The sequence below is a fragment of the Ureibacillus thermophilus genome (assembly GCF_004331915.1).
In the GTDB taxonomy this organism is placed as follows: Bacteria; Bacillota; Bacilli; order Bacillales_A; family Planococcaceae; genus Ureibacillus; species Ureibacillus thermophilus.
Window position 1 is genome coordinate 131,839 of sequence record NZ_CP036528.1, and the last position, 24,138, is coordinate 155,976.

At 39.6% G+C, this 24,138-nt stretch carries 16 protein-coding genes, 1 rRNA gene and 2 riboswitches (1 of these 19 only partly in view); of the genes, 1 reads left to right on the forward strand and 16 read right to left on the reverse strand.

What is annotated here, in order from left to right:
* From DKZ56_RS00580 to DKZ56_RS00620, 9 genes are all read right to left on the reverse strand, one after another.
* A 16S ribosomal RNA gene (locus tag DKZ56_RS00580) occupies positions 1-557 on the reverse strand (it extends 1,671 nt beyond the left edge of the window).
* A gap of 439 nt (positions 558-996) precedes the next feature.
* The gene (locus DKZ56_RS00585; RefSeq protein ID WP_208650814.1) at positions 997-2,301 is read right to left on the reverse strand and encodes an NCS2 family permease; all 1,305 of its coding nucleotides are present in this window, start codon (positions 2,299-2,301) and stop codon (positions 997-999) included.
* A 133-nt stretch (positions 2,302-2,434) separates the two neighbouring features.
* Positions 2,435-2,536: riboswitch (purine riboswitch) on the reverse strand.
* 310 nt (positions 2,537-2,846) lie between these two features.
* Positions 2,847-4,391, reverse strand: a complete 1,545-nt coding sequence (guaA, locus tag DKZ56_RS00590; RefSeq protein WP_208650815.1) for a glutamine-hydrolyzing GMP synthase — start codon at positions 4,389-4,391, stop codon at positions 2,847-2,849.
* A gap of 67 nt (positions 4,392-4,458) precedes the next feature.
* Positions 4,459-6,627 carry a DUF4129 domain-containing transglutaminase family protein gene (locus DKZ56_RS00595; protein ID WP_208650816.1) on the reverse strand — a complete coding sequence of 723 codons (2,169 nt, stop codon included), beginning with the start codon at positions 6,625-6,627 and terminating at the stop codon, positions 4,459-4,461.
* A complete protein-coding gene (locus DKZ56_RS00600) occupies positions 6,624-7,802 on the reverse strand; it encodes a DUF58 domain-containing protein (protein ID WP_208650817.1) in 1,179 nt (392 codons plus the stop codon). Before DKZ56_RS00600 ends, DKZ56_RS00595 begins: the two co-directional genes overlap by 4 nt.
* Positions 7,799-8,743 carry an AAA family ATPase gene (locus DKZ56_RS00605; RefSeq protein ID WP_208650818.1) on the reverse strand — a complete coding sequence of 315 codons (945 nt, stop codon included), beginning with the start codon at positions 8,741-8,743 and terminating at the stop codon, positions 7,799-7,801. The genes DKZ56_RS00600 and DKZ56_RS00605 overlap by 4 nt, the downstream gene beginning before the upstream one ends.
* A gap of 230 nt (positions 8,744-8,973) precedes the next feature.
* Positions 8,974-9,309 carry a hypothetical protein gene (locus DKZ56_RS00610; protein ID WP_208650819.1) on the reverse strand — a complete coding sequence of 112 codons (336 nt, stop codon included), beginning with the start codon at positions 9,307-9,309 and terminating at the stop codon, positions 8,974-8,976.
* 330 nt (positions 9,310-9,639) lie between these two features.
* Positions 9,640-10,467 carry an NAD(+) synthase gene (nadE, locus tag DKZ56_RS00615; RefSeq protein WP_208650820.1) on the reverse strand — a complete coding sequence of 276 codons (828 nt, stop codon included), beginning with the start codon at positions 10,465-10,467 and terminating at the stop codon, positions 9,640-9,642.
* Between the two features lie 18 nt (positions 10,468-10,485).
* Positions 10,486-11,946 (reverse strand): nicotinate phosphoribosyltransferase, encoded by a 1,461-nt coding sequence (locus DKZ56_RS00620; protein ID WP_208650821.1) that lies wholly within the window; start codon positions 11,944-11,946, stop codon positions 10,486-10,488.
* Between the two features lie 383 nt (positions 11,947-12,329).
* On the opposite strand from DKZ56_RS00620, the gene DKZ56_RS00625 reads away from it, so the two are divergent.
* Positions 12,330-13,307, forward strand: a complete 978-nt coding sequence (locus DKZ56_RS00625; protein WP_208650822.1) for a proline dehydrogenase family protein — start codon at positions 12,330-12,332, stop codon at positions 13,305-13,307.
* Positions 13,308-13,487: 180 nt separating this feature from the next.
* Here the strand turns inward: DKZ56_RS00625 and DKZ56_RS00630 are convergent, their stop codons facing one another.
* The 7 genes from DKZ56_RS00630 to hemG form a co-directional block, all read right to left on the reverse strand.
* The gene (locus tag DKZ56_RS00630) at positions 13,488-14,096 is read right to left on the reverse strand and encodes a response regulator transcription factor (protein WP_208650823.1); all 609 of its coding nucleotides are present in this window, start codon (positions 14,094-14,096) and stop codon (positions 13,488-13,490) included.
* A complete protein-coding gene (locus tag DKZ56_RS00635; protein WP_208650824.1) occupies positions 14,093-15,223 on the reverse strand; it encodes a sensor histidine kinase in 1,131 nt (376 codons plus the stop codon). The genes DKZ56_RS00630 and DKZ56_RS00635 overlap by 4 nt, the downstream gene beginning before the upstream one ends.
* A 72-nt stretch (positions 15,224-15,295) precedes the next feature.
* Positions 15,296-16,321: a Delta(5) desaturase DesA gene (gene desA / locus DKZ56_RS00640; RefSeq protein ID WP_245989569.1), complete on the reverse strand. Its 1,026-nt coding sequence runs from the start codon at positions 16,319-16,321 to the stop codon at positions 15,296-15,298.
* 100 nt (positions 16,322-16,421) lie between these two features.
* A complete protein-coding gene (locus DKZ56_RS00645; protein ID WP_208650825.1) occupies positions 16,422-16,910 on the reverse strand; it encodes a GNAT family N-acetyltransferase in 489 nt (162 codons plus the stop codon).
* A 237-nt stretch (positions 16,911-17,147) separates the two neighbouring features.
* A complete protein-coding gene (metH, locus tag DKZ56_RS00650) occupies positions 17,148-20,579 on the reverse strand; it encodes a methionine synthase (RefSeq protein WP_208650826.1) in 3,432 nt (1,143 codons plus the stop codon).
* Positions 20,572-22,419 carry a bifunctional homocysteine S-methyltransferase/methylenetetrahydrofolate reductase gene (locus tag DKZ56_RS00655; RefSeq protein WP_208650827.1) on the reverse strand — a complete coding sequence of 616 codons (1,848 nt, stop codon included), beginning with the start codon at positions 22,417-22,419 and terminating at the stop codon, positions 20,572-20,574. Before DKZ56_RS00655 ends, metH begins: the two co-directional genes overlap by 8 nt.
* 98 nt (positions 22,420-22,517) lie before the next feature.
* Positions 22,518-22,622: riboswitch (SAM riboswitch) on the reverse strand.
* Positions 22,623-22,701: 79 nt separating this feature from the next.
* The gene (gene hemG, locus DKZ56_RS00660) at positions 22,702-24,093 is read right to left on the reverse strand and encodes a protoporphyrinogen oxidase (RefSeq protein ID WP_208650828.1); all 1,392 of its coding nucleotides are present in this window, start codon (positions 24,091-24,093) and stop codon (positions 22,702-22,704) included.
* Between the last annotated feature and the right edge of the window lie 45 nt (positions 24,094-24,138).

Genomic DNA, 24,138 nt, shown 5'->3' on the forward strand with positions numbered 1-24,138 from the left:
CTTGCCACCTACGTATTACCGCGGCTGCTGGCACGTAGTTAGCCGTGGCTTTCTAGTAAGGTACCGTCAGGGCGCAGCCAGTTACTGCTGCGCTTGTTCTTCCCTTACAACAGAGCTTTACGATCCGAAGACCTTCTTCGCTCACGCGGCGTTGCTCCATCAGGCTTTCGCCCATTGTGGAAGATTCCCTACTGCTGCCTCCCGTAGGAGTCTGGGCCGTGTCTCAGTCCCAGTGTGGCCGATCACCCTCTCAGGTCGGCTACGCATCGTCGCCTTGGTAGGCCGTTACCCCACCAACTAGCTAATGCGCCGCGGGCCCATCCTATAGTGATAGCAGAACCATCTTTCAACATCGAAGCATGCGCTTCGATGTGTTATCCGGTATTAGCTCGCGTTTCCGCGAGTTATCCCAGTCTATAGGGCAGGTTACCCACGTGTTACTCACCCGTCCGCCGCTAACCAATCAAAAAGCAAGCTTCTTAATTGGTCCGCTCGACTTGCATGTATTAGGCACGCCGCCAGCGTTCGTCCTGAGCCAGGATCAAACTCTCCATAAAAGAAAAGTTGATTAGCTCAAACTTTTGTCCGTATCCAATCCGTCGACGAGGGTCAACGAATTGGAAAATTTATAACATTAACGTTTCGGTGTTCAGTTTTCAAGGTTCATTTTCTTAATCGCTTCAACAGAGACGTTCAATATAATAACACGTTCCAAAAAGCGTGTCAAGAACTTTTTTGCTGTTTATTTATTATCAGCAGCAACGTTTATTAATATAACACCGTTGATTTAGTTTTTCAAGCATAAATTAATAAAAAATCAATTCCTATTTTTCGCTCTATTCTAAAATTGACTTCATAGAATATGTACCCTCTATTAAATAAGATAAACTTTAACAGAAAAAAACAGCCAAATGAAAAAGGAGAATTTGAGCAAACTCAAATTCTCCTTTTACTTAGGTTGGGGATTTCTGAATAATCGGTTTAAATTTGATTATATCAATGACCTGTTGTCGCCAAGAAAAGTAGGAAAATTACTGCAAAGACATACATGATCCAGTGTACTTCTTTTGCTCTTCCTTTAAGAAGCATTGTAATTGGATAGAATAAGAAACCTACAGCAATACCTGTTGCAATGGATCCGGTAAATGGCATCATTACCATTGTTAAGAAGGAAGGTACTGCAATTTCAAATTTGTTCCATTCAATTTCTCCTAAAGAACCTACCATTAAAACGCCTACGACAATTAATGCAGGAGCTGTAACAGCACTTGTTACAATATTCAATACTGGCGAGAAGAATAAAGCTAGCAAGAATAAAATACCTGTAACAAGTGAAGCAAAACCTGTTCTTGCACCAGCTGCTACACCTGAAGAAGATTCAATATAAGATGTAACAGTGGATGTACCAAAAATAGAACCAATAACAGAAGCAATTGAGTCAGAAATCAATGCTCTTCCTGCGCGAGGCAATTTATTGTCTTTAACAAAACCTGCTTGGTTCGCTACGGCCATTAATGTACCGGCGTTGTCGAAGAAGTCAACGAATAAGAAAGTTAAAATTGAAGTCAACATTGGAATTGTATAGAATTCTGGGTCGCTAAATGCTGAGAATAATTTACCGAATGTTGGTTCAACGCTTGGCGGTGTTGATAAAATTCCATCTGGTGTTTGAATTAGACCGAAAATCATCCCAACAATCGCTGTCAACACCATTCCAATAAATACTGCACCTTTTACATTTAAAACCATTAAAACAACAATTGTAAAAATACCAAAAATCGCTAATAACACTTGAGGATCTGTTAAATCCCCAATACTTAATAAACTATCTGGATCATCCACTACAATTCCGGATAATTTAAAACCGATAAACGCAATAAACAAACCGATTCCGGCACCTACAGCTAATTTTAATTCCATAGGTATTGCATTAATCAATTTTTCACGCAATCCAGTTAACGTTAAGATAAAGAAGAAAAGCGAAGAAATGAATACAGCTGCTAGCGCATATTCCCATGGGAAACCATGTCCTAAAACAACTTCAAAAGTAAAGAATGCATTTAAACCAAGTCCTGGAGCTAATGCAAGTGGGTATTTAGCAAATAACCCCATGATAAAACATCCAATAGCTGAAGAAACAGCTGTCGCAACAAATACTGCACCTTGATCCATTCCGCTTTGCGATAAAATAGCCGGGTTAACAGCTAGAATATACGCCATTGCTAGAAATGTTGTAATACCACCAATCGTCTCTTGGCGATATGAAGTTCCAAGTTCATTAAATTGGAAATAATTTTTCATAATTTCCTCCGTCTTCTCGTCGCTTCTGTCTCTCTAGCTCCAGTATGTCCTACCAATACTTAAAAATTCGGAAAAAAATAAAAAGTCATGTAATTTATACATGACCACAACTCTACAATAGAGTCCAAAAAGGTACTCTAATTCATAAAGTCGTAGTCAAGCTATTTACGGTAGCTTGGTAGAGACTATCGAGCCATATTCTCGACATTATACGACGTTTTTTTATTTAGTTTTTACTCTAGTAATATAGCATCTATTTTTTTGGATTTCAATACTATTCACGAACATTTTTCGGTTTTTTTATTATAAAGTTCGTAAATAGTGTTGGGGTATATCAAAAACATCTAAGAGAAAATTCATTTCGTTCAGTTTGTTGCAAATAAAATACTTTTCTCTAGGGAACGTAACAACTTCCCATTATGCATTACCATAAAAAAGACCTTCCATTTTCATGAATGACATGAATAATGGAAAGTCCTATTTTGAAAGGCAATGGTTGCAGGTGAACAAACAAATGCTCACTCAACACCTAGCATTGTACGAAATTACTCCCACTCAATCGTAGCAGGCGGCTTAGATGTAATATCAAGCAGCACGCGGTTGACATGCGGTACTTCGTTGACGATGCGAGTGGAGATTTTTTCAAGTACATCATAAGGAATGCGCGCCCAGTCGCAAGTCATTCCATCAATGGATGTAACTGCACGAATGCCGATTGCGTAATCATATGTGCGTTGGTCTCCCATGACACCAACAGATTTGATTTCAGGAAGCACAGTGAAGTATTGCCAAATTTCGCGGTCAAGACCTGCTTTTTTAATTTCCTCGCGTAAAATGGCATCAGATTCACGAACAATTTCCAATTTTTCTTCTGTTACTTCACCAAGAACGCGAATGGCAAGACCTGGTCCTGGGAATGGTTGACGCCAAACAATTTCATCTGGCAATCCTAATTGAGTACCTAATGCACGAACTTCATCTTTAAACAATGTTTTTAAAGGCTCGATTAATTCGAATTTCATATCTTCTGGCAAGCCGCCCACATTGTGGTGGGATTTGATTGTTTGAGCTGTCGCTGTACCAGACTCGATGATATCGGTATAAAGCGTACCTTGCGCTAAAAAATCCATATCTTTCAATTTGCTTGCTTCATCAGAGAAAACATAAATGAACTCGTTTCCGATAATTTTGCGTTTTTGTTCAGGATCTGAAACGCCTTTTAGTTTCTTCATGAAGCGCTCGCGGGCATCGATTTTAATCACTTTCATGCCGAATTTGCCTTCGAATGTTTCCATAACGCTTTCCGCTTCGCCTTTGCGGAGTAAGTTATGGTCTACAAACATACAAGTTAACTGATCGCCAATCGCTTTATGGATTAAAACCGCCACTACGGATGAATCGACTCCACCTGAAAGGGCGCAAAGAACTTTTTTGTCCCCTACTTGCTCGCGGATTTTTTGGATCTGCATTTCAATGAAGTTTTCCATTGTCCAGTCGCCTTTTGCACCGCAAATATCGAATACAAAGCGGCGCAAAATATCATTTCCATAAACAGAGTGGCGCACTTCTGGATGGAATTGAACGCCATAGTAATTGCGCTCTGTATTTTGCATAGCTGTAATTGGACAGCTTGGGCTTGTTGCAATTGTTTCAAAACCTTCTGGAAGTTTTGTTACTAAGTCGCCATGGCTCATCCAGACCACTTGCTGCTTTGGAAGGTCGCCAAACAATGGATTATCGTTGGTGATTTCAATTTCTGCTTTACCGTATTCACGAGTATCCGCACTTTCCACTTTTCCGCCGAGAGTATGAGCGATTAATTGCATACCATAGCAAATACCTAAAATCGGTAGTCCTAAATTAAAAATTTCTTCATCTACTTTAAAAGCATTTTCGTCATATACAGAGTTTGGACCGCCAGAGAAAATAATTCCTACAGCGTTCATTTCTTTAATTTCTTTTGCAGAAATGGTATGGGGTAGCAATTCGGAAAATACGCCAAATTCACGAATGCGGCGAGTGATTAATTGGTTATATTGGCTTCCGAAGTCAAGAACAACAATTTTTTCTTGCTCTTTTAATTGAGTCACGTTTTACACCTCTTCTAAATTTTCTGCATTATAATTTTTTAAATTTTACTCTTACTACCATCTAAAATCAACCATTAGCACGATTGATTAAATTTTCCCAACATTCTTTCATTTTTTCAAAATCGACTTCCGTTTTATTCCCATAAATATATTTTTCATACGCTTCTGTAATTTGCGACATATATGGAGAATCTAAAAGGTTGTCCACTTCTTTTGCAAAATTCTGCAGTGTTTGGCCATCCTTCCGTTTCAACCCTTTTAATTCTAACATTTTTAGCAGTCTCAAATAAATCTTTTCAAAATTTGTTTTATCAATCTGTTGATTTTTTAACCATCGGCTGTACCATTTTGGCAGCCATCTTTTGCGTGAAAGGAACAAAATAATTCCCGCAATAACTAAAGCAATCAATCCATATTTGAAGAAATGGAGCAAAGAATTGATGAAATTCATGAAACTTGCGAATTCGCCATTGTTTTTATTTGCGACTTCTTCTTGGTCATCTTTTTGTTGCTCTGGTTTTGTATCTTCATCCACTGTCAACATTTCATCTTGGTAGGCATCGGTTTCAAAATCATATTGAATATTGCGGTTTGTTGTAAATCCTATCGTTGGCTCAAAAGGAACCCAGCCGACTTTCGGTATATATGCTTCCACCCAAGAATGGGCATCATTATTTGTAATTTCATAAGTTTTTAACTCGCCATCGCTCGAAACGACTTCTCCCCCAGCGAATCCTTTCACCCACCGCGCAGGTATTCCCACCGCGCGCAGCATCACCACCATTGCCGTTGAAAAGTTATCGCAGTAGCCATATTTCGTTTCAAATAAAAACTGATCAACATAATCTTGTCCTTCTTCCGGAACAGGCACCCCTTCCGTTTCATAACGGAAACCATTTGTTGCAAAATAGCTTTCGATTGCCCGCGCTTTTGCATAATCATTTTCTTTGCCTTCCACAATTTCCTTTGCTAAATCGATTACTCTTCGGGGAAGAGCATCCGGCAGCTGCAAATATTTTTCTTTAATGCTTTCATCAATCGGCCGCTGAATTGTCGATGTTAAATCGCTGTACAAATACTCTGGGGTGCTGTATTCAAAATGATACATATAGTTCCCTGTATAATCAGTCGAAATTTTCTCCGTCTGCAAATTCATCGTCATATTGACTTGATTCGCGACTTTATCGCTGACTTGAACGGAAATCAATCCATATGGTTGAATAATGAAATCGTATGGATACTTCTGTTCAATGTGGGCAAATTGTTTTTTCTCCTCTGGTCCCACCGGCAATGAATGATGAATCGTCTCGCCATAAGAAATTTGCTGCTCTAAAACATAATCCTCCGATGTTTCCCATCCCTTTGATGTATACACATCTTTTGTTTCCACCCGCCAATATTGTTTTGATGTGGCATGGGCCAAAAAAACGACGGTATCATCGCCGATAAAAGATCCTCCGAGAGTCGAATCATCTTCGTCATATCCAACTTTTTTCGCCGTTTTTTCAAAAAGGCTTCCCTGTTTCGCAACGGATTTAATATACGGCACCGGATCCGGCCATTGAGGAGCGGCTTTCGGCAGCACAGTAGCTACAATACCGACGAGCCCAATCACTACAAGAATGGGCAGTACAAGTTGGAAATATTTGTGCCAATAAAAAGGGACGCCTGATTGCAACATCAGTTTTTTAACGACTAAAAACACAAGCATCAATAATCCAAGCAGCACCACTTTTACAATGGGCACTGTTCCGTCGTATTCTGTAAAGGTATCTAAAATTCCAATGAAAACAACCGTCATCACAAGGAAGTAAAAGATGTTCAGCCGAATCGTCAACCAATAATGGACGATGTAGATGAGCATCCACATGAGAAGGAAAAATAATACCGATTGAAAAACATTGGTAATATAAAAGAAGTTCCCTTGAATGATTAAATCAAGATTATAGAACATCTCATTCAACAGAAATTGGATGGCTTCTTTCGAAAAAAAAGAATAACCGCTGTATACATAAATAACAAACCATGAAATATAGGCAATTTTTACAAACCACGAAATATAAAAAGGAATGCGGAACAAACTAATCAAGAGACATAGCACAATAAATAAGAGGATTAAATCCACATACCCCATTCCGGTCAACATCATGATGGGCAAAAGCCATTCCCGCAATATGAAAAAAATAAGAATATAATAGAATGCAAGCTCTAGTTTATTGAATACTTCATATTTCACGGTCTTAACACCTCCGTGAAGACATCAGGGAACATTGCTTTAGTAATGGGAACTATTTTTACGTTGTAATAGTTTTCTTTAATCCGCTCCTTCATTTCCTGTTCAGATGAAAGAACAAAACAAACGATGCCTTTTGATTTTTTTCCATGATTTTTAAAAAAGTTTCTTAAAGAGTCGCTGAGTTCGCCTGTAAATAAAAGAATGGAAGAATCTAACGTCTTTCCTTCTTTCGTTAGCAAGAGTTCAATATTATTTGAATCATATGCTTGTACAATCGATAATTGCTGCATCACTTTTTCAAATTGCCCGCGTTTAATTTGAGGATAAAATGCCCGTTCCTTTCCTGCTATATAAAATGACACATCCCCGTTGTTTTCAACAATGGTCTGCAACACAGAAGCCGCCAAATCCACCGCATCTTCAAAATGCCTATTCACTGTAGCGTCTAATACTAACAATACTTCCTGGCTGTGCCGCACTTCAAAATCTTTTGTCCTTAATGTTTCATCCTTAGCAAAAGACTTCCAGTGAATCCAAGAAAAACGGTCCCCTGCTTGATAATCTCTGACACTTGTAACGAGGGAAGTATCTTTTACAAAATGAAAAGGAGAAAGCATGCCTCCTTGATCGAATTGACGTTCAACTTTTCCATATTTGATCTTTGTGATTTTTGGATAAACGATGACCGTTTGTTTTAAAGGAATGAATTTATGGCGCACTGTCCAACCAAAAAAATCGGTAACGGTAAACTGAAGGGCGGAAAATTCAATTATCCCCCGTTCCAATTCAGGAATTTCATAACTCCAAGAAAAGTTTCTTTTAAAACCTACAAAAAATATATTTGTACTTTTTCCAACAATATGATCGTTCAGTCCAATTTCCCCAACTGTAAGAAAAGCCAAAGGAAACCATGTTTTATTTTTAAAACGAATCATGACAGACGCTTTATCGCCTCTAGCCAGTTTAGCTGGTTGAACTTCCCTGGAAACTTCTTCGATATGAAGGGGAACAAAGTTTAGGAGGATGGAATAAAGCAAAAATGGTATTAATGAATAAAATAGAAACCAGCTGACAAAGCCCCCTTGAAACATGGCATAACTAAAGGTGGCAGCAATTAATATAAGATTGACGATAACGCGGCCGAACTTATTCAGCATTCCTTTCCACATGTTCATCTCTCTATAAACCTTTTGATTGGAACAACAGAATCGACAATGATATTGTTGATGATTACTTCCACTGTTACCCCTTCATATCGCGCTTCTGGTTTTAAAATCATGCGATGGCCAAAAACAAAAGGTGCTAAATATTGAACATCATCTGGTTTGACAAAATCTCGATCATGCATTTTGGCATAAGCTTGGGAAGCCCGCATTAATGCTACCGTTCCACGAGGGCTGACTCCCAAATATACATTTGCATTCGTTCTAGTTGCACGAGCTAATTGAACGATATATTCTTTGACTGCATCATCCACATAAACATTTCTTGCTTCTTCTTGCAAATTCAATAATTCCTCAATCGTAATAACTGATTCCAAAGTCTGAATTGGAGAAGTTTTTTCAACCCGTCTTAAAATTTCAATTTCCTCTGATACGGTCGGATACCCCATACGGATTTTCATTAAAAAGCGATCCCATTGAGCTTCCGGCAATGGAAATGTACCTTCATATTCGACTGGGTTTTGCGTTGCCATCACAAAAAATGGCTTTGGCAGCTGAATAACTTCTCCATCGACGCTTACAGATGATTCTTCCATACATTCAAGTAAAGCCGATTGAGTTTTTGGGGATGTTCGGTTAATTTCATCGGCTAAAATAATATTTCCGACAATCGGACCCGGTCTGAACTCAAACTGCAATGTTTTTGGATTATATATAGAAACGCCCAGTACATCTGAAGGCAATAAGTCTGGCGTAAATTGGATTCTTTTAAACTCCGCGCTCACGGATTTGGCAAGGGCGCGCACCATCATTGTTTTTCCGACCCCTGGCACGTCTTCAAGCAATACATGCCCACCGGCAAGCAGGGCAACAAGGCTCAGTTCAGCCACTTCCCGTTTCCCGATCATTACTTTTTCTATGTTTTGAATGATCTTTTCGATTGTTTTATGCATAAATTATCCTCCTGAAACCCGAGAAAAAGTCAGAATTTACGTGAAATTATTTATTTAAAGCATAAACGATAATTTGGATAAAAAACAACTATATTACCTTTACAGCCATTCATTTGTTATTTTACACTAACATATTTTCCACCTTTTTCCGAAAATATAAACAAAAAAGCGAAGTTCATTCACTTCGCCCTCCGAAAATATTTAAACCTATATTCCTTTCTCTATAAATCTTAAATAGAAGTGCGGTAAGTGCGAATGAGAACTTCCTTATTTCTCGCCCTCTGAATCTTCACTTGATGTTCCAATATCCTTCTTCTCATTTGTTCCATTGATTTGCCATCAAGGGGCTGCCCAATCAGCCACATTCTCTTTGGATTGCGGTTTAAAACAGCCGGCATATGGTTTTGTGCAGTTTTTTTCTTTTGATTTTTTTGCTGCTGGCGAGGGTTTCTCGAAAAAGAGTGGCCGCCTCCATCATTTATAATAAATGGCTGATCATGCTTGGATTGCAAAAAACGCCTTGCATAAGTGCCGTTTACAACCGATTGAATACGTGAAGTTCTCACTGACACTCACCTCCCCTTCCTTTTATCCTATAATTTTATTTTATTATCGGATAATTTTTTCTGAATTTTAAGGTTTTCTATGCAAATCGTACTATCCCTTTTCTTTGCTCTATTGCGTATTTCTGATAAAAAAGGGAGTATATCAAAGTCATTTTGAAACGCCCCCTTTGCGGCTTTCGCTAGAGTTTTTGCCGCAGATAAATTGCGACGAGGAGGCGCGTTTTGTGACCACCGCAGGGAAAGTTTTTAAGAGAATATTACTATTAAGAAGTAAGGCTGTTCAGAAAGTGTTTGGCTTTCTGGACAGCCCCTTTTGAGAACGCGATTTCTTTATTTCCAAAAATCATCAAAGATCGTAATTGGCATATGGCGTTTATGCTGCGAGCGCAAGTAATGCCCTTCAATGATTTTTCTTGCTTCCTCCGGTACAGGTTTTCCTTCCAAATAATCATCAATCATTTCATAAGATACCCCTAAAGCCGCTTCATCTGGCAGTTGTGGCCTATCATCTTCCAGGTCAGCAGTCGGCGTTTTTTTGTATAAATGTTCAGGGCAGCCTAAATATTGAAGAAGCTGCTTCCCTTGACGCTTATTTAATCGGAAAATCGGCACTAAATCGACGCCGCCATCTCCATATTTCGTGTAAAATCCCGTCACCGCTTCCGCCGCATGATCCGTTCCGACAACGACAGAGTTGGTCATCATGGCGATGGAATATTGCACTTTCATCCGTTCACGGGCTTTTTCATTGCCTTTTGCAAAATCACTCAACACGATTCCAGCTTCCCGCAGCGCCTCTACGCTGGCATCCACCGCTTTTTTAATATTGACTGTAATGACTTTTGTCGGCTGAATAAATTGAATGGCATCTTGCGCATCTTGTTCGTCCTTTTGCTCCCCGTAAGGAAGGCGAACTGCATAACAAGAATATTTTTGTTCACCTGCTTCTTCATTTAATTCATCGACGGCCATTTGCGTCAACTTCCCAACCAATGTGGAATCTTGTCCTCCACTGATGGCAATGACAAATCCTCTTATAAAGGAATGCTTCTTCGCATATTCTTTTAAAAACTCAACGGACTTCCGCACTTCTTCAGCAGGATTGATTTTCGGAAGAACGTGCAGCTCTTTAATGATTTGTTGTTGTAAGCTCTCCACTTGGCATTCCCCCTAAACCTATTCCATATTTTCGATGGCTTCCCAGATTTCTTGTATTTTTCTCATTTTGTTATCCCAGCATTTTTGGCTAAGGTCCACCGGATACTCTTCAGGATTCAATGAACGTTTATACTCATCCCACAATAATTCCAAACTTTCCTTCGCGTATTGCTGCATTTCCAATACAGAAGGGCTTTCGTACACGATTTTTCCTTCATCAATGATTTTTTTGTGCAATTCTTTTGCTTCAAAATTCGTCACAAATTTAGAGATGAAGGTATGCACAGGGTGGAACATTTTCAACCGTTTTTCTTCTTGCGGATTTTCATTCTCCAACGTAATGTAATCCCCTTCTGCTTTTCCGTTTTCCTTATTGATGATGCGGAACACTCTTTTTAGTCCAGGTGTTGTGACTTTTTCTGCATTGGATGTAATTTTTAATGTATCTTCCATTTCGCCGTTTTCATTTTCAAAAGCCACCATTTTATAAACAGCGCCTAATGCAGGCTGGTCATATGCCGTGATGAGTTTCGTTCCAACTCCCCAAGAATCCACTTTCGCCCCTTGCGCTTTCAAGTTTAAAATGGTGTATTCATCTAAATTATTAGAAGCGATAATTTTGGCTTGGGTAAAACCGGCTTCATCCAGCATGCGTCTTGCTTCTTTTGATAAAAAGGCGATATCTCCGCTGTCTAAGCGGATCCCGATAAAATTGATTTTGTCTCCCAATTCTTTTGCCACTCGGATGGCATTGGGCACGCCGGATTTTAATGTGTTATAAGTGTCCACTAAAAAAACGCAATCTTTGTGTCTTCTTGCATAGGCTTTAAAAGCTTCATACTCGTCTTTGTAGGCTTGTACAAAGGCGTGGGCATGCGTTCCGGATACAGGAATATTAAAGATTTTCCCCGCGCGGACGTTGGATGTTGAATCAAAACCTCCAATAATCGCTGCCCGTGCTCCCCAAATGGCTGCATCCATTTCTTGTGCACGGCGGGAACCGAATTCTGCAGAGGTTTCATCTTTGATAATTTGTTTGATGCGGCTTGCTTTTGTAGCAATTAAAGTTTGAAAATTGACAATATTCAATAGAGCTGTTTCGATTAATTGGGCTTCTGCCAGCGGAGCTTCAATGCGAAGAAGCGGTTCGTTAGCAAATACAACTTCCCCTTCAACAACAGAATACAAGGAACCGGTAAAACGCAATGATTTTAAGTATTCAAGAAATCCATCATCATAACCTAACTCTTTTAAATAAGCTAAATCCGTTTCGCTAAAACGGAAATTTTTTAAGTACTCAATAATCCGTTCCAGTCCCGCAAAAATGGCATATCCATTGCCAAAAGGAAGTTTTCTGAAAAATATTTCAAAAACTGCTTTTCGATTATGCATGCCATCAGCCCAATAACATTCCACCATATTAATTTGATATAAGTCCGTGTGTAATGTTAGTGAATCATCTTGATACATTTCTCTCATTTAGGATCCCTTCTTCCATTATTCGTTAATTTCTAGTATACACTATTCCTTTTTTGATTCGAACGCTTCAATAAATTATTATACAAATCTCGTAACACTATATGTTAAAATGTATCTTCCAAAGGCTATTCTAACCATTATAATGTTAGTAAATCCATTTCTCTGTAATGCTCATTATATTTTTTAAGATAAGAGAATGAAGACAAACACAATCACTGTTTCCATCAGGTTATTTTGAAAAAAAGGCAAAGCGCACTCTACATTGGGAAACGTATAACTTTGTCACAAAAAAACAATAATAAAGATGGTGATTTCTGAAGTTTAAAAATTTTCTATGCTATAATGTTTTTGTATATATCTTAACAGGAAAAGAGGAGATCGCTATGCCAATATTACGTGACTTTTTCATCGCATTATCGGAAAATCAATTGCTCAATAAAGCTGCTCAAAAATATGGTTTAAAACTTGGTGCCCAAAGCGTAGTTGCTGGTACAAATATTCCTGAAGTTGTCGAAAGCATTAAAGAGCTGAATAAACATGGCATTTCATGTACTGTTGACGTGCTAGGAGAGTTTGTAAACGAACGTTCAGAAGCAATTAAAGCAAAAGATTACATTATCGAAACAATTGAAGCGATCCATGAAAATGGTTTAGATGCCCATATCTCCATCAAACCTTCCCAACTTGGTTTAAAAATCGACTTTGATTTCTGTTACGATAATGTGATGGAAATTGTGGGAGCTGCCCATAAATACAATATGCACGTAAATTTCGACCAAGAGACATACGATTTGCTCCAACCAACTTTTGATTTAATGGAAAAAATTTCAGAAACATACGATAATGTCGGTACGGTTATTCAAGCCTATTTCTTTAAAGCAAAAGAATATGCGGAAAAATATAAAGACTATCGCCTCCGCATTGTAAAAGGAGCCTACAAAGAATCTCCAAGCGTTGCTTATCAAGATAAAAGCGACATCGATTTGCACTTTATCGAAATTATTGAATACAGCTTATTAAACGGGAAATTTACTTCCATTGCAACACACGACCATAATGTGATCAAACACGTAAAACAATTTGTAAAAGATCACAATATTCCAAAGGATAAATTTGAGTTCCAAATGCTTTACGGATTCCGAAAAGATATGCAGTTGGAGCTTGCAAAAGAAGGCTATAACTTCTGCGTTTACGTTCCTTTCGGCAACGACTGGTATGGTTACTTCATGAGAAGGCTTGCAGAACGCCCTCAAAACATTAACCTTGTTACAAAACAAATCTTTAATAAAAAGACAAACACAGTGATTGGTCTAATGGCCGCTGCCTTTGCATTGGGACGCCTCACAAAAAAGAATAAATAATATCAAAGGGGGCATTTTAAGACACCCCTTTGCGGCTGTCGCTAGAGTTTTTGCTGCAGATAAATTGCGACGAGGAGGCGCGTTTTGTAACCACCGCAGGGAAAGTTTTTAAGAGAATATTACTATTAAGAAGTAAGGCTGTTCAGAAAGTGTTCGACTTTCTGGACAGCCTCCTTTCTATTATTTATTCCATCCTTTTTCTTTAAATCGAGAAATGGCTTCGATGCGATTTCCGACGCCCAATTTATCCAAAATCGTGGAGATGTAGTTTCTTACCGTTCCTGTGGATAAATATAGTTCTGCTGCAATTTCTTTGGTTGTTTTCCCTTCTGCTACAAGTTCCAGCACTTGGCTTTCCCGTTCCGTCAACGGGTTTTCGCTTTCCTCGTCATAAACGATGTCCAAAAGCTCCGGTGCATAAATACGTCTTCCGTCCATAATCCTCCGAATGGCGTTCACCAGCTCTTCAATTGGGCTGTCTTTCAACAAATAGCCTCGCACCCCAGCTTTTCTTGCCCGGTCAAAATATCCCGGTCTTGCAAAAGTCGTTAAGATAATGATTTTGCAATCGATTTTGCCATTTAATTCTTCCGCCGCATCAAGCCCTGTCTTGACTGGCATTTCGATATCCATGATGCAAATATCCGGCTTCAATTCATGAACAAGCTTTACTGCTTCTTCGCCATTTTTGGCAAGCCCAACGACTTCCATATCCTCTTCCATGTTTAACAACGAACTTAATGCCCCTAACAGCATCCCTTGATCTTCAGCAATGACAATGCGTATCATATAACATTTCCTCCCTGGTGGGTAATGGTCAGCGGAATCGTAATCGTTAATTTCACTCCAGGATTTTTTTCAATCGTTAATGTTCCGTTAATGAATTCCAATCGTTCCCGCATTCCTTTTAATCCATTTCCTTCAATCCCCGAATTTTCATTGATTCCTTTTCCGTCATCTTGTATCATCAGCATCACTTCATTTTGATTTTGCTGAATTTCAATGATGCAATGTTTCGCGCCGCTATGTTTTACGATATTTGTAACGGCTTCCTTCAGACACATACTCAACACATTTTCCACTAATACAGGAATTTTTAACTGATGAATGTTCCCAATCAATTGATAGGAGATGCCAGCTGCTTTTAGTAGTTGCTCCACCCGTATGCATTCTTCGCTCAATTTCACCGCTTTCATATTTGAAACAAGTTCCCGCACTTCTTTTAAGGCGATTCGAGCTGTATGACGAATTTCTTGTATTTCCTGTATCGCTGCTTTCGGATTTTTTTCTACAAGACGGCTTGCCAAATCGCTTTTCAACCCAATCATAGAGAGCTTCTGCCCAAGGGTATCATGCAAATCTCTGGCAATCCGCTGGCGTTCTTCGTGGATGATGAGTTCTGCAATGCGTTCTTTTGCGCTTTCCAATTCGCCTTCCAAATTTTCCTGCTTATTTCGGCTGTAGATGGCAATAGGCAAAATCACGACTCCTACAACTGTAATGATAATAAATGGCGTCTGGTTCAAAAAGGACTCTAATTCGATGAAATACCCAACCGCAATAGAGACAATGGTAAAGCCAATATGCAAGCCGTACATGATGTAAAAGCCGACCGTGTTTTTTATATTTCCAATGAAAAAAGATGTAAAAATCGATAAATACACATACCCATAAAACAATGTCATCAAGATGTTCAATGCCATTCCAAAACTGACCCACATATAGACAAGCCCGTTTTTGGAATGGTAAGAAAAATAATAAGATAAAAAATAAAGCAAAATGAGAACAACCCCGACAAATATTTGAATGGGCGATAATGTCCGCACCAAAAAGTAAAAGGGAAGAATACAAAAGATAACCCATATATAAATGCTGATCCATTTACTTTTCGGAAAAATCATGTACCAGCTCTTCATCGTTTTCCACGCAACCTTTTTCTTTTCATTATACATTGTAAAATAAGAAAGTCCCAAAAGCAGGCTATACTTTCAGGACTCCACTACTTTTCCAACATAAAATTTTTCTACTTCTTTAAATGTGACAAACTTTTTCTTCTCCGGATCGTACAATTTGTAACGCACCGACTCAAGACTTGTTTTAATCGTAATCGTAGTTGCTTTTTGAAGCGGCGGCACAGAATTGTGAGCAGCTTCCAAATAATAGTTAGGAACTCTCGGCGCTAAATGATGCACATGATGGTATCCAATATTCCCTGTAATCCATTGCAACATCTTTGGCAGCTTGTAAAAAGAGCTTCCTTCCACCGCTGCTTTTACATAATCCCATTCCGGGTCATATTCGAAATAAGAATCTTCATACGTATGTTGGATATAAAACAACCAAATACCAAGGGCTCCTGCAATAAACATCGTCACCCCATGAACAAGGAGTACCGCTTTCCAGCCAAAAGCAATGATTAAAGCAGTAATAATTAAAGCAACCACTATATTTGTAAAATACGTGTTGAAACGTTCTTTTTTCTTCGCATCTTTTCGGTTAAAACGATTTAAAACGAGAACTAAATACAACGGCCCCAACCCGAACATTACGAAAGGATTGCGGTATAAACGATAGAAAAATCTTTTTGTTTTAGAAAGGGCTAAGTATTCATCCGTTGTTAACATATCGATGTCACCGATGCCGCGTTTATCCAAATTCCCGCTTGTGGCATGGTGAATTAAATGTTCCCTTCTCCATTTTGCATAAGGGAAGGATGTCAGAATCCCTGTAAGATTTCCTACCCAGTCGTTTGCCTTTTTGCTTTTGAAGAAGGATCCGTGGGTACAATCATGAAAAATAATAAATGTGCGCACGACAAAACCGGAAGCAATCACCGCGCAAAACACGCTGATCCATGGATTCGTACTTGCGAAAGTATATCCCATTCCCCAAAAAATAAGAAGCGGGATTATGGTGTTAATCATTTGAATCACACTTTTTTTCGTTTCCGATTTAGCAAAAGGTGCAACATCTTTTCGCAGCTTTTTCGTCTTTTCAGCATTTGTCATTGACATAGGCTTCACCTGTTCCTATAAAATGTTATTCTCATCGTACAACGGCAAGCCTTGCATCAGTAGAAGCAAATATCATGTTTTCCATATGACAAATGTCATCTCAATAAAAATGGAGCTGATAATATACAATGTCCAGCCATTTGCCAAATTTATAACCGACATTTTTTAAACGGCCAGCAAATTGAAAACCAAACTGTTCATGCAGCTTGATGCTCGCTGTATTCTCCGAATCAATGACTGCAATGAGCGTTCGCACTTCCCGCTTTTTTGCTTCTTCTATTAATGTTTGCAATAATTTTTTGCCAATGCCTTTTCCTTGATGTTTGGGCGCAACGTAGACCGAATGCTCCATGGAATATTTGTAGCCTTCATTCGGATAAAATCTATTAAAAGAGGCAAATCCCGCTACTTCTCCATCCTCTTCATAAACGAACATTGGCTCATTGTTTTTCTTGTGTTCGTGAAACCAATTCTCTCTTTCTTCCAAAGTTTGCGGATGGGTACGATAGAGAGCTGTGGTATGCAAAATGGCATCATTATAGATTTCCATAACACTTTGGAGATCTTCCAACATCATTGGGCGAATCATTAAATCTTCCTCCTTAGTATTGAAAAACAAGGGTTATTGTTACAAATCTTGGTGATAAAAAAATAAATCTGGCGTTATGTTCACGAAATCAGGCGATATTGTCACAAATTTAGGTGTTATGGACACAAAATTTGTCGATAAAATTTGGAATAAGCTTTATGGTCACAAAAACAAGGAATATTGTCACACAAAACCTATCAATAAAAAGCACCCCCTATAACCGGGGGATGCTTACAATTAAACATTAAAATATCTTGCGCTTGGGTGGGCAAATACGATGGCGGATACGCTTGCTTCCGGCTCCATCATATAGCCTTCTGTCAAATAAACGCCGATTTGCTCCGGCTTCAATAATTTAAACAGTTTTTCTTGGTCCTCCAAGTTTGGACAAGCCGGATAGCCAAAGGAGAAACGTTGGCCTTGATATTTTGCGGCAAAGCGTTCTTTCATCGTAAAGTCGGTTGGATCTGGGAATCCCCAATCATCTCGGATTTCCTGATGCAAACGTTCTGCAAATCCTTCCGCAAGCTCTAAAGCTGTTGATAGAAGAGCATGGCTTTCTAAAAATTTTCCTTCTTCTTTTAATTGATCAGCCTTTTCTTTTGCACCATGTCCAGCAGTGACCACCATCAGCGCCACATAATCCATCTTTCCGCTATCCACAGGTTTTAAGAAATCCGCAAGACATAGATACGGTTCATCTTGCTGGCGTGGGAAATGGAATCGTTCAATTTCTGTTTTATTATCCTCTGGACAATAGATTACCACATCGTCCCCATCGCTTTGAGCAGGGAAGAATTGATATATTCCTGAAGGTTTTAGCACGCCAGAATTCAATATTTCTAACACTAAATTGTATAATTCCATCGCTCGCTCGTCTTTCTCCGCTAGCAATTTCTCTACATTGCCTTTCAAACCTAAATGGTGGCCGAGCAATGTGCGCATATTGATGTAAGGCTGCAAATGTTGAACGGAATAATTTTTCTTTATGTGTACTTTTAAATCTTTCGGTATGAATACTGGCGCATCTTCCACTGTGCGGGCTTGTTTTTTCGGCACCTCTTTTTTCGGCTGATTTGCCCGTTTTGCATCTGCTTCCAAGCGTTTTTCGCGAGATTCCCGAATTTCTTGCAAGAAGGCTTCCCGTTCATTCGGATCCATTAAACGATTGGCGTGTTCTAACCCTTGCATTGCATCTTTTGCATAAATGACCGGTCCATCGTATTCAGCCGCAATTTTTGTTTCAGTAAAGCGTTTCGTCAGAGCGGCTCCCCCAACAAGAATCGGTACATCAATGCCTGCTGCTTTAAAGTCTTGCGCCGTCAATACCATTTGCTGCGCCGACTTCACCAATAGTCCAGATAAGCCGACAATGTCCGGTTTTTCTTTGCGGATGGCTTCAATCAATTCCGCCGGGGTTACTTTTATTCCTAAGTCAATCACTTGATAGCCGTTGTTGCTTAAAATAATATCCACTAAGTTTTTACCAATATCGTGAACGTCGCCTTTTACCGTTGCCAAAATGACTTTTCCTTTTCCAGCACTGTCCTCTACTTTTTCCATATATTGTTCTAGGTGGGCAACAGCCGCTTTCATCACGCCGGCGCTTTGCAACACTTCCGCCACAATTAACTGATTATCGTTGAATAAGCGCCCTACTTCCGCCATGCCGTCCATCAATGGACCATTAATGATATCTAGAGGCGTATCAAATATTTTTCTTGCTTCTTCCAAATCTTCAATTAAGCCTTCTTTTGTTCCTTCCACGATGTAGTATTTCAGGCGCTCTTCCACCGTCGCAGGAAGCTCAATCTTTTTCTCTTCTTTCTTTTTATCGCGGTAAAAGGCTGTAAATTTCGCCAATGTTTCATCGTTTGTATTGAAAATCAAATCATTCGCCAGCTGAATTTCTTCTTCTGGCAAGGATGCATAACGCTCTAATTTTTCCGTATTTACGATGGCATAATCTAGGCCCGCTTGCGTGCAGTGATATAAAAATACTGCATTCAATACTTCCCGTCCCACAGGTGGGAGACCAAAGGAAACATTGCTGATGCCAAGCACCGTTAAGGCTCTTGGGAATTTCTCCTTAATTAAACGGATTCCTTCAATTGTTTCCTCCGCCGCACCAATGTATTGCTCATCTCCCGTGCCTACAGGGAATACAAGCGGGTCAAAGATGATATCTTCCGGCGCAAGTCCCCATTTCTCAGTCAAGATTTTGTAAGAGCGTTCAGCAATGGCCAATTTTCTTTCGCGCGTAACGGCCATTCCTTCTTCGTCAATTGTGCCGACCACGACGGAAGCCCCGTATTTTTTTACAATCGGCAATACTTTATCGAACCGTTCTTCTCCATCTTCCAAGTTGATGGAGTTAATGATGGCCTTTCCTTGGGAATATTTCAACGCTTCTTCAATGACCCGTTCATCCGTTGAGTCAATGACTAAAGGAACTTTGACTTTCTTTACAACTTCTTTCATAAACTTGCGCATATCCTCAAGCTCGTCGCGGTCAGGATTAGCTAAACATATATCAATGACATGAGCGCCATTTTTCACTTGCGCCCGTGCAATTTCAGCAGCTTCCTCATATTTTCCTTCAATAATGAGCTGCTTAAATTTGCGGGAACCAATAACGTTTGTTCTTTCCCCGATAAATAATGGACGCATGGAGTCATCGTAAATAAGCGGTTCTATGCCGGACACAGCATGACCATGGGATTTTTCTTTTTTCGGACGCGGTTTGTAATCTTTTACCGCCTCCCGAATGGCCTTAATGTGGGCAGGAGTTGTTCCGCAGCATCCTCCCACAATATTTAACCAGCCTTTTTCAGCAAATCCTCGCAATTTCGTTGACAAGGATTCCGGCGTTTCATGATAGTGGCCTTCTTCATCCGGCAAACCGGCATTCGGATAACAGCTAATGTAGCTAGTAGCCAATTCTGACAGCGATCGGATATGGTCCGTCATAAATTCTGGGCCGGTTGCACAGTTTAACCCAATGGAAATCGGATGAATATGTTCAATAGAAATGTAGAAAGCTTCAATGGATTGGCCAGCCAGTGTTGTTCCCATCGGCTCGATTGTTGCAGAAACCATGACAGGAAGCTCTTTTCCTGTTTCTTCAAAAGCCCGTTTTATGCCAAGAGTTGCCGCTTTTACATTTAACATATCTTGGCTTGTTTCAAGCAACAGCAAATCGGCGCCTCCGTTAATTAAGGCTTTTGCTTGAATATAAAAGTTTTCTACAAGCTCATCAAATGTCACACCGCCTGTAACAGACAATGTTTTTGTTGTCGGCCCCATCGAACCTGCCACAAATCGAGGCCAATCGCTCGTTGAATATTTATCCGCTTCCGCCTTTGCCAGTTCTACAGCTTTTTTGTTGATTTCATAAGCTTTATGGCCCAATCCATATTCATCTAATACAAGGGGAGTTCCACCAAAGGTATCGGTCGAAATAATATCCGCGCCCGCTTCCAAATAGGCTCTGTGAATTTTGGAAATCACATCCGGTCTTGTTAAAACAAGATGTTCATTGCATCCCTCATATTCTTCCCCACCAAAATCTTCAGCTGTTAAATTTTCCTGCTGGAGCATTGTTCCCATTGCCCCGTCGATAATTAAAATTCGTTTTTGCAACTGTTCTTCGATTGGATGGTTAGCCATTTGCTTTAACTCCTTTGTTTTGCTCATCAAGTTGTTGGATATATTGCAATAGTTGTATTGTCAGTTCATATCGCATAAACGGTGTAATCAAGTAAATGCCGTTAAAGTATTGGGTTGCTGTATCTAACAACTCTTTTGCAATTTCAAGACCTACTTTTGTTTCTTCTTCTTTATTGCCGCTCACCTGTTTCATTCTCTCTAACACATCATCGGAGAGTTTAATTCCCGGTACTTCATGGTGCAAAAACTCCGCATTTTTAAAACTTGTGAGCGGCATAATGCCAATATAAATCGGCGTTTCTAAATGCTTTGTCACCTCATAGACTTCCACAATTTTTTCTTTCGAATAAATTGGCTGTGAAATGAAATAATCCGCACCATGTTCAATTTTTTTCTCCAGGCGGCTTACCGCGCGATCGATAACGCGTACATTCGGATTAAAAGCAGCCGCCACGGAGAAATTCGCTTTCTTTTTAAGAGATTTTCCGGAGAAAGAAATCCCTTCGTTTAATTGTTTAATGAGAGAGATTAATTCCATTGAAGAAACATCATAGACGCTCGTCGCCCCAGGAAAATCCCCCACTTTTGTAGGGTCGCCGGTAACCGCTAGAACATCATGTAATCCGAGGGCATTTAACCCCATCAAATGAGATTGAAGCCCAATCAAATTCCGGTCACGGCAAGTTATGTGAGGCATTGTGCGAATGCCGTATTGCAGTTTTAAAATGGCACCCATAGCCAAGTTGCTGACTCTTGGGGAGGCTAAAGAATTGTCCGCCATCATGATAAGGTCCGCCCCAGCTTCATACAAAGCCTTAGCACCTTCCACAAATTGCTCAATTTCTAAATGTTTTGGCGTATCTAATTCCACAATCACCGAGCGTTCTCTTTTAGCTTTTTCATGAAGAGGCTCGAAGCTATGCGGTTCCGCCTCTTGAATAATTGCTTCCCTTACAGGTTTTGCCACTTTCTTTTCAATCGGCCGGAAATGAGCTAATTTCTTTTTCACAGCTTCAATATGTTTTGGCGTTGTGCCGCAGCATCCTCCAATAAGTCTTACTCCCTCATTGCAAAGTTCCACTGCAGCACGGGCAAAATAATCCACTTCTGATTCGTAAACAACGCGGCCATCTTCAATATCCAATAACGAAGCGTTCGGATAGGCGGATAAATAAGCTTTCTCAGGAATTTCCACCTCTTCAAAGGCTTGAATCGTATGGTAAGGACCAAGGCGACAGTTCACACCGACTATATTTGCACCTAATTGTTCAAGCTGTTTTAACGCTTCATTTAATTTCAGGCCATTAAGCAAAACGCCCGGCTCTTGCATGGAAACTTGGGCAATAATCGGCATATCGGTCATTGCTCTTACCATTTTCAACGTTTCCGTAAGCTCTTCAAAATCATAGTAAGTTTCGAGCAATAACCCATCTAACCGGCCTGCAATCAACACTTCTGCCTGTTCCCTTACAGCTTCCAAAATTTCATCCAAAGTGTAATCCACTTTACGAACCCCGCGAATTCCGCCAATGGAGCCTAAAATAAAGACGTCTTTTCCTGCTGCTGCACGTCTTGCCACTTCAATGGCCCCTTTATTGATTTCCACCACTTTGGACTCTAGTCCGTATCGGGTAAGCTTAATTTTATTTGCGCCATATGTGTTCGTTTGGATGACATCTGCGCCGGCTTGTATGTATTCGCTATGAATTTTTTCGATAATTTCTGGCCTTTCTATATTCATTTCTTCATGGCAAGATTCCAGACCATACGAATATAAAAGCGTCCCCATTGCTCCATCCGCAACTAACACGCTATTTTTTAAAGCCTCTAATAGTCCCATTAAATTCCCTCACTTTTCTATACTGCATAAATTTTCAGTTAATTCATCTAATAGAAAAAGCCTTCTTGCGAAAGAAGGCTTGTCATTTCCTTATAGTCACCTTATCTTTCGGCAATTGCCGCTGGATTTAGCACCTTACTAAATAGATTAGTTGGTTGCTGAAGCTTCTTCGGGCCAGTTCCCTCCACTTCTCTTGATAAGTGTTATTCAATTTTAAAATATCAATATAATAGCTCTCATCATAAACGGTAATCTTCATTTTGTCAAGTTAACAAATCGGAATTACTGCGAAATAAGCTCAAAAATATTCTCTGCTGTTTCTTTTCCGTTGTCAATACAAGCACCAATGCCTACTCCAAAATAAGAGCAGCCGGCAATGAGCAAATTCGGATAACGTTCTTTTAATTTTGAGAGCACTTCCTGCAAGGCTTCGTGATGGGCTAAATCGTATTTTGGCATCGCATCGATCCATTTTGTAATTTTTACCATGTTCGGCTGTTCTTCAATATTTAAGCTGAGTTTAATATCGTTTAGGGCTACCTTTGTCAGTTCTTCATCGCTCATGACTTTTAATTCATGATAGCGGGGATTGTTTTCTTTATAAAACAAGCGTACTAATAAATTTCCATCTTTGGATGTATGTTTCCATTTGCGGCTTGTCCAAGTGGAGGCATTGCACACTAAATCGCTGTTATGGGAAACAATAAATCCCGTACCATCTTGCGGCAAAATGGAATCCGGCAAATCGAAGCCTAAATACATCGTAATAGCAGAAGCATTTTTAAATTGGTTGAAATAAGGGTCTAATTCTTCATCCTTTAATAAGTTCTTTACGACTTGGTTTGGTAATGCCAACACCACAACATCCGCTTCAAGCTTTTCGCCATTTGCTAATGTGATTTCATAAAGATCATTTTTCTTCTCAACCCGAATTGTTTCAGTATTTTTGCGAATTTCCACTGTATCAAGCAGTTCTTCCAAACGGTCAATCAACTGGGATAACCCGTTTTTAAAAGAAAGGAATTTTTTGTTGGCTTCCCGTTCAAACTTCTCGCGATTCGCTTGTAAACCTTTCATCAAGCTGCCGTATTCATTTTTATAATCCACTAAATATGGAAGAGTGGAGGCAATGGATAATTTGTAAATATCGCCGGAATACACGCCGGCAAGCACTGGGGCAATTTGTTTTTCCACGATTTCTTTCCCTAAAAAGTACTCTAAAAATTCCCCGATGGAGCTTTCTTTCGTAAATTTCGTATTTGGAATTTCTCCATCTTTCAACACTCGCTGCTTTCCTTCTTCAGAAATGAGGGTGCTTGCTTTTAACGATTCCACCGTCATAGGAATGCCAAAGACTGATTCTTTCGGGATGGCATGCAGTTCATGATTTGTATGAATATAAGAAATTCCCGTTTCGTTATAAACGACTTCCGATTCAAAATCAAGCTCTTGAATTAATTTTTGGACGCTTGGATAACGGGCGACAATGGAATCTGCCCCCGTTTCCATGATAAATCCATTTTCCCGCACAGTATGCATTTTTCCGCCAAGGTAAGGATTTTTTTCAAGCAGTACTAAATGGGCAGAAAGATTGCGCTCTTTCAGCTGTTTTTGCAAGTAAAACATCGTGCAAAGTCCTGTAATTCCTCCACCAATTACTGTTACCGTTTTCATTCGATACAACTCCCATACATTCATTTTCGCTATTTTAAGTATAAT